General features: G+C 61.5%; 9 protein-coding genes and 1 tRNA gene. 5 read left to right on the top strand and 5 right to left on the bottom strand.

All coding sequences use genetic code 11. The annotated features are described in order from the left end of the window. The 5 genes from Q0K07_RS05375 to Q0K07_RS05355 form a co-directional block, all read right to left on the bottom strand. A tRNA-Arg gene (locus Q0K07_RS05375) sits at positions 1-77 on the bottom strand. Positions 78-394: 317 nt separating this feature from the next. Then, entirely contained in the window at positions 395-751 is a 357-nt protein-coding gene (locus Q0K07_RS05370; RefSeq protein WP_294557416.1) for a YgiW/YdeI family stress tolerance OB fold protein, read from the bottom strand. A gap of 520 nt (positions 752-1,271) precedes the next feature. Then, entirely contained in the window at positions 1,272-1,640 is a 369-nt protein-coding gene (locus Q0K07_RS05365) for a VOC family protein (RefSeq protein ID WP_294557413.1), read from the bottom strand. A gap of 196 nt (positions 1,641-1,836) precedes the next feature. Next, the gene (locus Q0K07_RS05360; protein ID WP_294557411.1) at positions 1,837-3,180 is read right to left on the bottom strand and encodes a homoserine dehydrogenase; all 1,344 of its coding nucleotides are present in this window, start codon (positions 3,178-3,180) and stop codon (positions 1,837-1,839) included. Between the two features lie 115 nt (positions 3,181-3,295). Then, positions 3,296-4,471, bottom strand: coding sequence for an aminotransferase class I/II-fold pyridoxal phosphate-dependent enzyme (locus Q0K07_RS05355; RefSeq protein WP_294557409.1), 1,176 nt, complete (start codon positions 4,469-4,471; stop codon positions 3,296-3,298). Positions 4,472-4,785: 314 nt separating this feature from the next. On the opposite strand from Q0K07_RS05355, the gene Q0K07_RS05350 reads away from it, so the two are divergent. The 5 genes from Q0K07_RS05350 to gmk all read left to right on the top strand — a co-directional run bounded on the left by Q0K07_RS05350 (position 4,786) and on the right by gmk (position 11,438). Next, positions 4,786-7,041: an ATP-dependent RecD-like DNA helicase gene (locus tag Q0K07_RS05350; protein WP_294557423.1), complete on the top strand. Its 2,256-nt coding sequence runs from the start codon at positions 4,786-4,788 to the stop codon at positions 7,039-7,041. A 2-nt stretch (positions 7,042-7,043) separates the two neighbouring features. Beyond that, complete coding sequence (locus Q0K07_RS05345) at positions 7,044-8,429, top strand: NlpC/P60 family N-terminal domain-containing protein (protein WP_294557407.1); 1,386 nt, start codon at positions 7,044-7,046, stop codon at positions 8,427-8,429. A gap of 3 nt (positions 8,430-8,432) precedes the next feature. Beyond that, entirely contained in the window at positions 8,433-9,773 is a 1,341-nt protein-coding gene (locus Q0K07_RS05340; RefSeq protein WP_294557404.1) for a MiaB/RimO family radical SAM methylthiotransferase, read from the top strand. A gap of 10 nt (positions 9,774-9,783) precedes the next feature. Then, a complete protein-coding gene (locus tag Q0K07_RS05335; protein WP_294557402.1) occupies positions 9,784-10,662 on the top strand; it encodes a YicC/YloC family endoribonuclease in 879 nt (292 codons plus the stop codon). A gap of 155 nt (positions 10,663-10,817) precedes the next feature. Beyond that, a complete protein-coding gene (gene gmk, locus Q0K07_RS05330) occupies positions 10,818-11,438 on the top strand; it encodes a guanylate kinase (RefSeq protein ID WP_294557399.1) in 621 nt (206 codons plus the stop codon). The last annotated feature ends 128 nt before the right edge of the window (positions 11,439-11,566 follow it).

The raw sequence follows: 11,566 nt of genomic DNA, 5'->3' as shown, positions 1-11,566 counted from the left end.
TGGTGTCCCCGGCGTGAGTCGAACACGCGGCCTACTGCTTAGGAGGCAGTCGCTCTATCCATCTGAGCTACGAGGACACAAGAGGGGAGATTAGCCTCAGGAGGTTTCCCTGTCAAGGAAAGAATCCTGATGTCCGTATCCGGTTTTCAGGAACCGGAGCGGAGGGGAAGTTTCGGTCCGGGCCGGGGGCGGGTGTTCGTCATCCTGCTGGCGGGAAGGCCGCACAGCACACAGGCTTGCGGAAGTCGGCGTGCTTTTGCCGGGGCGGCGGAAGCCTGTTTCAGAGGGCAGGATGAAGCCGGGGCACGGAGAAGGGCCGCCCGGGCGCGGGGGCCGGGATAGGCGCTGAAAAGGCCGCGACAACGCAGAGGTTCCGCGGCCTTTTCCGTCAGATTCAGGAAAGTTTTTCGATATAGCGCACGCGCAGGTGGGGATCCTGCACGTCGGGGCGCTTTTTGCCGCCTATTTCCCCGGTGATGCGGACATGATCCTGGGGCGTGACATCGACCAGCGCAAAGACATGCGGCGGGATGTCCACAACCATGGAACCGCTTTTATCCTGGAAAAGGTACCGGTTCCTTTCCGTATGTCTGATGATGTTGCCTTCCAGCACGCAGGTGGTCATTTCACCGGCCTCAACGGCTTCCTGTACGGTGGTCACGGCGCGGGCGTCGCTTGGACCGTTGAATCCGGCATAGGCCGTGGTGGAGAGTATCAGCGTCATGAACAGGGCCGGAATGAAGGATTTCATGGATACCTCCGGAATGTTATGAAACAGAGAATCTATGATGGAACAGCTCATAAGGTATCTTGTTTTCCCTTGATGCGCAAGTATACGCTGTGGTTTTTCTGTATTTTTTTCATCATGATATATAAAAAACGGAAAAATTGTGCTGCAAAGGTATGATTGCTGTTTAAAACAGTGTTTCTTCTCAGGAAGAATAGATATCACAAATATTCATCATTGTGTGAAAAATAAAACAAATAGGTTCTTCTGCGTTTTTTTTGCTTTTTTGCAAACATGGCTGAACCATGCGGGAACGTTCCTGTTTTCTGCAGAAAGTGCAGAAATCCCCGGAGTGCCTCCGGAAAAGGTGTTCAGCCGTTCGCCGTGGAAACATCAGAACGTATGTGCTTTTGAACGTATGTGCAGGTATCCGTATGGGGAGAAGATGCGTCCCGCAAGGCGGAGGGAGAGGTCCGCGTATAAAAAAGCCCGCGCAAAGCCGTGAACGGCTCAACGCGGGCGTGTTCATGAAAAGGGGGAAAGCCTAGATATCGGCTCCCGTGCGCATGAGTTCAAACGTAAGGCCTCCGGGCACGGCAACAAAGGAGCAGTCGTCGCTGGCCTTGTTGATCAGGCGTCCGCCGAACCGGGCAACAAGGGTTTCGGCCATGGCATTGGGATCGTCCACACGCACGCCCAGGTGATTGACGCCGCAGGCGGAAGCATCGGGCAGGGGAGAGCCTTCGGGAATTTCCTTCAGGAAGATCTGCGTACCCGCGAGGGTGAGGACGGCGCCGTCGGCCGTGCCGAACTTGCGCAGACGCACGAATTCCGCGCCGAAGGCGTTTTTCCAGAATTCCATCATGGCGTTCAGGTCGGTGCAGCAGATGTGGACATGGTCGAACGTGGTCATGGTTGTTCCCTCTCTGGTGGATGAGTTGCGGTTGAATATCCTGCGGGCCGGCATCCTGCGGAAAAACGGCGCGTGTCTGTCCGGTGTTTCACGGAACTTTTAAACATACGCGACGCAGGCGCGCCGCGCCGGTCTGCGGTCTTTTGCTTTTCGCTGCCGTGAGCTTTCTGCGTGCCGCCGGAAGCTCACGGTCTTCTTATGCGCCTTCCGCCTCGTTGCCGCTGGAGGCGAGGATGCGGAAGCAGGTGGCGGGGATGAGCAGCGTGCCGTTTTCATGCAGCCTGCGCGTGGCCGTTTTAATGGCGTTTCCGGTGGTTTCATGCGTCATGAGCACAAGGGAAACGCAGTCTTCTCCGGTGAGGGAAACACAGTCGTCGCGGGTGGCCGCCTTCTGGATGATCTGGGCGAAGCTGATGCCCTCTTCGGCGAACACGGTGGCGATGTCGCGCAGAACGCCGTAGGTATCGCGCACGGTGGCGCGGACATACCAGGGGCTTATGGCTTCATCGGAAGGAAGAATTTCCCCATCGGGCAGAACGTCGATGAAGCCGGTATTGGCTTCCGCGCTGTTGACGCTGTCGCGGCGGGCAAGGGCGAGCAGATCGCCGAGAACGGCGCTGGCAGTGGGGCGGCTGCCCGCGCCGAGGCCGTGCAGGAACAGGGAGCCCACGGCGTTGCCTTCGATGCGCACGGCGTTGTAGGCGCCGTTCACGCGGGCAAGCAGCATGGAGTGGTGCACGAGGGCGGGGAAGACGCCGGCTTCGATTTTGCCGTCCTCATCCCTGGCCTGGCCGATGAGCTTGATGCGGTAGCCGAATTCACGGGCGAACTGAATATCCAGAGGATTGAGCCCGCGTATGCCGGCAATGGCGAGTTTGGAAAAATCGTAATGCACGCCCCAGGCGAGGCGGATGAGCAGTACCAGCTTGTGGGCCGCGTCCTGCCCGTCGATGTCCAGCGAGGGGTCGGCTTCGGCAAGGCCCAGATCCTGCGCTTCCTTGAGCGCCGTGGGAAAGTCGAAGCCGTGGCTGTTCATTTCCGAAAGGATGTAGTTGGACGTGCCGTTGAGTATGCCCATGACGGAGGTGATATGGTTGCCTGCAAGGCTGTCGCGCAGCGTCTGAATCACGGGGATGGCCCCTGCGGAACTGGCTTCGTAGCCCAGCGCCACATTCTTTCTGGCCGCCAGAGCAAAGATTTCGCGCCCGTATTCCGCAAGCAGCGCCTTGTTGGCGGTGACCACGGATTTGCCGTTTTCCATGGAGCGGATGATCAGTTCTCTGGCCACGGTAGTGCCGCCCATGAGCTCCACCACGACCTGGATGTCGGGATCGCTGGCAAGGGAAAGAGCGTCGTCGGTAAGCATGACGCCCTCCGGCAGATCGCGCTTTCTGGCAATATTGTGCACGGCCACGGTCTTGATGGTAATTTCGCGGCCGGTTCTGCGCAGAATTTCATCGTGATTCTTTTGCAGCATTTCCACAAGGCCGCTGCCAACGGTACCAAGGCCGGCTATGCCGATACAGAGATTCTGAGACATGAAAGCTCCGAAGGAGAGGAAAGAGGGTTGGGGAAAGGCGGCGCCTGCGCGTGTCCGGGGCGCGCGTTTCCCGTGCGGGGGAGGCGGGCCATGCCCGCCTCCGGGAAAGAGGGAATCAGCCCTCCTGCAGGACCTTCTTTATGCCCTGCAGGGCCTGACGGGTGCGCTTCTGATTCTCGATGAGGGCGAAGCGGACGTACTCATCGCCCATCTGACCGAAACCAATGCCGGGCTGCACGGCCACATGGCCCTTCTGCAGCAGAAGCTTGGAAAATTCCATGGAACCCATGGCCCGGAACGGTTCGGGGATACGGCCCCAGGCGAACATGGTGGCCTTGGGCGGGACGATGGGCCAGCCTATGCGGTTGAGCCCGGAGCAGAGCACGTCGCGGCGCTTGCGGTACTCGTCGCAGATTTTTTCCACCGCATCGCGCGGGGCGTTGAGGCCCACGGTGGCGGCAATCTGTATGGGCTGGAAAATGCCGTAGTCGAGATAGCTCTTCAGACGGGTGAGAATATGGACGAGGTCACGGTTGCCGAGGCAGAAGCCCATGCGCCATCCGGCCATGGAATAGCCCTTGGTCATGGAATAGAATTCCACGCCCACGTCTTCGGCGCCCTTGGCCTGAAGGAAGCTCGGGGCCTGATAGCCGTCGAAGCACAGATCCGCGTAGGCCATGTCGTGGATGACCCACATCTTGTGTTCCTTGGCGAATTCCACAATGCGCTCAAAGAAGGCCAGATCCACCACCTGCGTAGTGGGGTTCTGCGGATAGCTTATGATGAGGAGCTTGGGCTTGGGCCACGTCTGCTTGGTGGCGGTGAGAAGATCTTCAAAAAAGTCGCGCCCTTCCGCCACGGGAATACGGCACACGTCCGCTCCGCAGATGACGGGGGCGTACACATGGATGGGGTAGGTCGGATCGGGGGCGAAGACCACGTCGCCCGGGTTCAGCATGGCGAGGCAGAGGTGAGCCAGGCCTTCCTTGGAACCTATGGTGGCGATGGCCTGAGTTTCAGGGTCGAGGTGCACGTTGAAGCGGCGCGCGTAAAGGTCGCAGATGGCCTTGCGCAGGTTGGGAATGCCGCGCGACACGGAATAGCGGTGATTCACCGGCTTGCGTGCGGCTTCGCACAGCTTGTCCACAATGAACTTCGGCGTGGGCAGGTCGGGGTTGCCCATGGACAGGTCGACGATGTCGATGTTCTGCTGGCGGAGCTGCTTCTTGATGTCGCCCACTACGGCGAAGGCGTAGGGGGGCAGGCGGTCTATCCTCGAAAATTCGGGCATACTGTCCTCACGGAACGAAGACCGGGCCGGGCCGCGCATCTCCCTTCCGCGCTGGCATGACGCTTCCGGGCCGCCTCGACGCAGCCGGACTGCTGAGGATTACGGGCATGCCGGGCGCTGGCGCGGCATGCGGAAAAGGCAGGCCTTGGCCGATGCCCTTTCGCGCTGGCATGACGCGGGAAGGCGGGCCCGCCTTGATGATATTTCCCGTTTATAGTAGGACAGCAAGGGAGTTGTAAAGAGGCCGGAAAGAGGGCTGTCCGGCTTTTCTGTTATTTATCGCAAACGGGCCCGCGGCGGAAACGATGGAACAGATGGATATGCTGGCCCAGGAGGGGCCCGACAGGCCGGAGGAGTTTTCCGGTACGCTGGAGCGCGTGGTTTTCCGCAATGAGGAAAACGGCTGGACGGTGTTCCGGCTGCGCGTGGAAGGCAGGGAAGATCCTGTGGCCGTGGTGGGCAGCATGTCTTCCGCTCAGCCCGGCGTGCGGCTTCGTGTGAAGGGGCGCTGGATCAGCCATCCCAGATTCGGCCGCCAGATACAGATGTCGTCCTGCGAGGAGGAGCTTCCCGCCACGGAGGAGGGCATACGTCTTTTTCTTGCTTCCGGCTGCATCAAGGGCATAGGCCCCAAATGGGCGGACCGCATCGTGGCCCATTTCGGCGCAAGCACGCTGGACGTGATGGACAACGATCCCGACCGCATGCTGGAACTGCCGCGCTTCGGCAAGAAGCGCCTCGCGGCCATGAAGGAGTCCTGGGCGGAGCATCAGGGCATCCGCGAGCTTATGATTTTTCTTCAGCCCCACGGGGTGACCGCCGGGCTTTCGGTGCGCATCTACCGCCAGTACGGAGCGCAGGCCCTTGCCGTGGTGCGCGAAAATCCCTACCGCCTCGCCATGGACATTCACGGCATAGGCTTCACCACGGCGGATGCTCTGGCCCGCAAACTGGGTTTCGAGGAAGAAAGTCCCCTCCGGGCCGAGGCCGGGGTGCTTTATACGCTCATGCGCCTTACGGAAGACGGGCATGTCTATTATCCGCGCAATCTTCTGGTGGAGGAGGCTTCCGGCAAGCTTTCCATCAGCCCGGAACTTGCCGAGGGCGCGATAGACGATCTGGAGCGGGAAGAGCGGGTGGTCATCGAGGATCTGGGGGATCATGAGGGCGTCTATCTTTCCCGCAATCACATGTACGAATCCAAGATCGCCTTCTACATGCAGAGGCTTCTGCATTCCCCCAAGTCCGTGCGTTTTCAGGAGCCGAAAAAGCTTGTGAAGCGCATTCTGGACGCCATGCCCATGCAGCTTGCCGAGGAGCAGAAGAAGGCCGTGTACACGGCGGCTGCCTCCAAGGTCATGGTGCTCACGGGCGGGCCGGGCACGGGCAAGACCACCATTCTGAACGCCATCATCAAGGTGTTTCAGGAGGCGCGGGCGCGTATTCTTCTGGCGGCCCCCACGGGACGCGCGGCCAAGCGCATGTCGGAAGCGAGCGGCATGGAGGCCAGGACCATACACCGCCTTCTGGAATACAGTCCTTCCGAAGACGGCTTCAACCGCAACGAGAACAATCCGCTGGCCTGCGGGCTTCTTGTGGTGGATGAAGCCTCCATGATGGATACCATGCTCATGTACCATCTGGTGAAGGCCGCGCCCGTGGGCGCCACCTTCATTCTGGTGGGGGACGTGAACCAGCTTCCCTCGGTGGGGCCGGGCAACGTGCTGCGTGATGTCATCGCCTCGGGCGTGGTGCCTGTGGTGGAGCTTCTGGAAGTGTTCCGTCAGGCGGCGGAAAGCGACATCATCTGCAACGCCCATCTCATCAACAAGGGAAGCATGCCCGAACTGCATCAGAGCGGCGGCAGAAAGACCGATTTTTATTTTTTCAAGCAGGACGACCCGGAGGCTGCCGCCGATCTTGTGGTCGATCTGGTGCGGGACCGCATACCCCGCAAGTTCGGTTTCCATTCCGAGGATATACAGGTGCTTTCGCCCATGCTGCGCGGCGCCGTGGGCGTCAACAGCCTGAACCGTCGTCTGCAGGATGCCGTGAATCCGCAGCCTTCCTCCCTGGTGAGGGGGGAGCGTCAGTTCCGTCTGAACGACAAGGTGATGCAGGTCCGCAACAATTACGACAAGGACGTGTTCAACGGCGATACGGGCACCATCATCTATCTTGATGCCGAGGAACGGGAAGTGACGGTGCGCTTTGACGACCGCAACGTGAACTACCTGTGGGAGGAGATGGACGAGCTGGTTCCCGCCTACGCCATCTCCATACACAAGTCGCAGGGCGGCGAGTACCCCGTGGTGGTCATACCGCTCATGATGCAGCACTACATGCTGCTTCAGCGCAACCTGGTGTACACGGCGGTGACGCGGGGCAGGAAGATGGTGGTGCTTGTGGGGGAATGGCGCGCCCTGGCCACGGCGGTGAGAAACAATCACATACGCAGGCGCTATACATGGCTGGCCCACAGGCTGGCCGGAAGCGAAGGCGCGGTGCATGCCGAGATGCTGCCCGAAGTGGGAGGCTCCCTGCACCGTGCGGAGAAGAACGGGGAATGAACATGACGGAGAACGCCCGCAGAAGGGCCGGAACGTATGCGGCGCACACCTGTCGCGGCGCCATGCTGACGCTTGCACTGGCAGGGGCGGTGATGATGTCGGGCTGCGCAGAGCAGCCTAAGGTGCCTCAGCCGCAGAATGCCGCAGGGGAAGTCGCGGATCTTGACGTGATTCCGCAGAATCTTGCCGTATTCGCCCGCGAGGCCGGAGGCGGGGCGCTTCTGCGTTCCGGTGCGGCGGCGGAAAAGGACATGGCGAAGTTCCGTCGGCGCTTCTTTGCCCCGTGGGGAGCGGTCAAGCCCGACCGCAGGACGCTGCAGGAATTTGAGGCCGTGCTGAACCGGCCTTCCGGCAGGCGCGGCTATGCCGAGAACCTGCGCCCCTGGTCCGATGCGGCCTGGGAGCAGATGCGCGCCAACGCCGCGCTTCACGCCGTTTCCGGCAGGGGCAGGCCCGCCGTTTCCGTTCGAGCGGCCGACCTTCGCCTTGCGCCTACCGTGAAACCCCGTTTCGCCCGTGTGGAGGGAGCGGGGCAGGGCTGGCCTTTTGACGATTTCCAGCAGAGCTCGCTGCATGTGGGCACGCCGCTCATGGTGTACCATGCCAGCCTTGACGGAGCCTGGCTTCTGGTATGCAGCCCCATGGCCTGGGGCTGGGTGGATGCCTCAAGCGTGGCCTTTGTGGACGAGGCGTTTCAGAAGGCCTGGCAGGATGCCCCTCTGGGCGCCGTGGTGAAGGAGGACGTTTCCCTGAGAAACGGCGATGCCTTCCTTGCCCTTGCAGACATAGGTGCGGTGCTGCCCATGGAGGGCGCGGGCACGGCCCTTGTACCCGTGCGTGAGGTGTCCGGGCAGGCGGGGATAGTTCGCGTTGCTGTGGCGGCGGGCGACATGCTTGCCATGCCTCAGCCTCTCACCGCTCAGGCCGTGGCCGCCATAGGCGACCGCATGATGGGCGGAAATTACGGCTGGGGCGGCATGTACGGCAACAGAGACTGCTCGGCCATGATGCGCGACCTGTTTGCCGCCTTCGGCATCTGGCTGCCGCGCAATTCCGCCGCCCAGGCCAGGGCCGGGGAGTTCCACAGCCTTGAGGGCATGGACGCGCGGGAAAAGGAAAAGGCGATTCTCCGCGGAGGAGAGGCCTTCCGTACCCTTTTGTGGCTGCCCGGTCACATAGGCCTGTATGTGGGCGAATTCCGCGGCGCGCCTGTGTTTTTTCACGACGTGTGGGGCGTGCGGAGCAGGCTGAGGGACGGCCGGGAAGGCCGCATCATTCTCGGTCGCGCGGTCATTACCGGCGTCAGGCCCGGAGCGGAGAGGCCCGACATCGACCCCGAGGGCCTGCTTGTGGAAAGAATGCGCGGCTATACCGTGATCGGCGGGTGAGGCATGGAAGGAACGTTTCGATTTTATGCCGTGACCTACGGCTGCCGGGTGAACCAGTATGAAACGCAGGCCATACGCGAGTGGTGGCAGAGCCTGGGCGGGGTGGAAACCGACGAACCCGCCGAGGCCGATGTCATACTCATCGACTCCTGCGCGGTGACGGCCGAGGCCGTGAGCGATGCGCGGCAGATGGCGCGCAAGCTCGGCCGCCTGAACACCCGTGCCCGCATTTTCGCCGCGGGTTGCGCATCCTCCTCCAATCCTGCGGATTTCGTGCTGCCGGGCGTGGTTGCGGTGATTCCCCAGAGGGAAAAGTATGTGCTGCTTTCCGGGCATCCCATGACCATGACGGATTTTTCCGTGCCCGAGCAGGACAGGCCCCGCTTCGCGCCTTTTTCCATCCGATCCTTCCGGCGGGCGAGGCCCGTGGTCAAGGTGCAGGACGGCTGCTCTCAGGGCTGCGCCTACTGCATCATTCCGCTCACGCGCGGGCCTGCGCGGAGCCGTCCCGTGGAGGAGATTCTTGCCGAGACTAGGCGGCTTCTTGAGGCGGGATACCGGGAAATCATGATTTCCGGCGTGAACCTGCGTCAGTTCCATGCCGACGGCGGCGACGGAAAAAATTTCTGGTCTCTTCTCCGCCGCATGGACGCGGAATTTTCTCCGGAATGGGCGGGCAGGGCGCGTTTCCGGCTGAGTTCTCTGGAACCTGCTCAGGTCACGGTGGACGAGTGCCTGGAAACGCTGGAAGGGTGCCGCATGCTCTGCCCGCATCTGCATCTTTCACTCCAGAGCGGGAGCATGGCCGTGCTCCGGCGCATGGGGCGTTCCCCCTATTCGCCGGAGAGCGTGGCCGAAGCCGTGGAAAAGATGCGCCGTTTCTGGCCCGTCATGGGGCTGGGGGCCGACATTCTCATGGGGTTCCCCGGCGAAAGTGAGGAAGAGACCGTGGAAACGCTGGACATGCTGCGCGCTCTTCCCATGACGTACGCCCATGTCTTTCCCTATTCCGTGCGTCCGGGCACCCGTGCGGCCGCGCTGCCGGAGCAGCTGCCCAAAAAGGTGCGGCAGGAGCATGCCGCCAGAGTGCGCGCCCTCATGGCGGAAAAGCACGCCGCCTTTCTGCACGATCAGCTTGCCGTGCCTTCCATGAAGGTGGCCTTCGACAATACCGACGCGCGCCACGGCAACAATGAATGGTATGCCGACTGCCGCATGGAGAACGCTTCGTGTGCTCCCTGCGGCGGGGATCATGAGCTTGTGGAGGCAAAGCCCCTGCGAGTTGAAGGAAATATGCTTATAGTGCGCCCCCTTGGGGAAGAAGACACATCACAACATCCATGAGGAGAATGATATGCCGCTTCGCAGCATGACGGGCTTCGGGCGTTTTCAGCAGGACGACGGCACCGTGGTTCAGACCTGGGAGATCCGCAGCGTCAACAGCCGTTTTCTCGACCTCAAGTGGAAGCTGCCCCCGCAGGCACGCAACATGGAGGCCCGCTTTGAGAAAATCGTGCGCCGTTTCGCCTCCCGCGGGAGGGTGGAGCTTTCGCTCAACCTTCAGTTCACGGCGGAGTCCTGTGCGGCCTTCGATGCCGCTCATGCCTCGGCCATGCTGGACGCCGTGAAGGCCTTCGCCTCATCGAGGGGAGATATTTTTGAAGTGGACTACATGGCGCTCCTGGATGTTTCCTCGCTGTGGACCAGCTCCGGGGAAAGCGACGATGAAGCCCTGTTCGGTCCCCTTGCCGCCGGTCTGGAAGCGGCGCTCGTGGACTGGAACGAATCGCGCGAAACCGAGGCCCTTGCCCTTGCCCGCGATCTGGAATGCCGCTTCAGCCGCATGGCGGAATGGGTCGCGGCCATTGAGGAGCGCGCTCCTTCCATTAAAAGCGCCCGCTTCGAGCAGGTGCGCGAGCGGCTCTCCGACATGCTGAGCAATCTCGGCGGGGAACTGGATGAGGGGCGCTTTCTGCAGGAAATGGTCATCATGGCCGACAAGCTGGACGTGACCGAGGAACTCACCCGCCTGCATTCCCACCTGCTGCGCCTCGCCTCGCTCATGGAAAGCGGTGAGGACGCAGGCCGCAAGCTTGATTTCACGCTTCAGGAAAGTTTCCGCGAAATCAACACCTGCGGCAACAAGATACAGGATGCGCAGGTCTCCCGCATAGTGGTGGACTGCAAGAACGAACTGGAAAAATGCCGGGAACAGGTGCAGAACCTGGAATAGCGGAGCGGCGCTTTTTCCGGGCCGTGACGCGGTTTCGGAAAAGGGCACGTTTGAGACAGTATTTCCGGCATGGGCCTGCCATGCCGCGCACCTACCGCCCGTCCGGAGCATATTGCCGGGGCGGCGCAGAAGAGCGATGAAGACGAGGATGAGACATGAAGACTGATTTCGGCCCGCGTCGCGGCCTGCCTTTTGTTATCTGCGCCCCTTCCGGGGCGGGCAAGACCACGCTGGTGAGCCGCCTCACGGCGGAATTTCCTCTGGAGTTCTCCATTTCCTGCACCACGCGCGCGCCGCGCGGTACGGAAAAGGACGGGGTGGACTATATCTTTCTTGACCGGGAAACCTTTGTGGCACGGAGGGAGCAGGGGTATTTCGCCGAATGGGCCGAGGTGCACGGCAATTTTTACGGCACCCCGCTTCAGCCCGTGCGTGACCGCCTGGCTCTCGGCAAGGACATGCTGTTCGACATCGACGTGCAGGGTGCGGCGCAGCTTTCCCTTTCCCTGCCCGAAGCCCGTTTCGTGTTCATTCTTCCGCCTTCCATGGAAGAGCTGGAACGTCGCCTGCGCGGACGCGGCACGGACAGCGAGGAGGCCATCAGAATACGGCTTTCCAATGCCAGAACGGAAATCATGAGCAGTCACTGGTTTGACGCCGTCATCGTCAACGACGATCTTGACATGGCCTACGACCAGCTCCGCTCCTTCTATCTGGCGTCCACGCTTCAGCCTTCCCTCAAGCCCCAGCTTGCCCGGAGCATCTGCGGAGCATAGCGTTTTTCCGCGGCGGAAGGGCCTGCCTGCTCTGCCGCCCGGAAACGGCCTTGCCGGGGCGTTTTTCCTGCGGGAAAAGGGCGGGGCGACGCGCCGTTTTTTTGCTGCGCCGTGACGGCGAAAAGGGC

It is taken from the genome of uncultured Mailhella sp., assembly GCF_944324615.1.
GTDB lineage: Bacteria > Desulfobacterota > Desulfovibrionia > Desulfovibrionales > Desulfovibrionaceae > Mailhella.
Note: the sequence above shows the minus strand (reverse complement) of the source record. Positions and strands in the feature narration are given on the sequence as shown.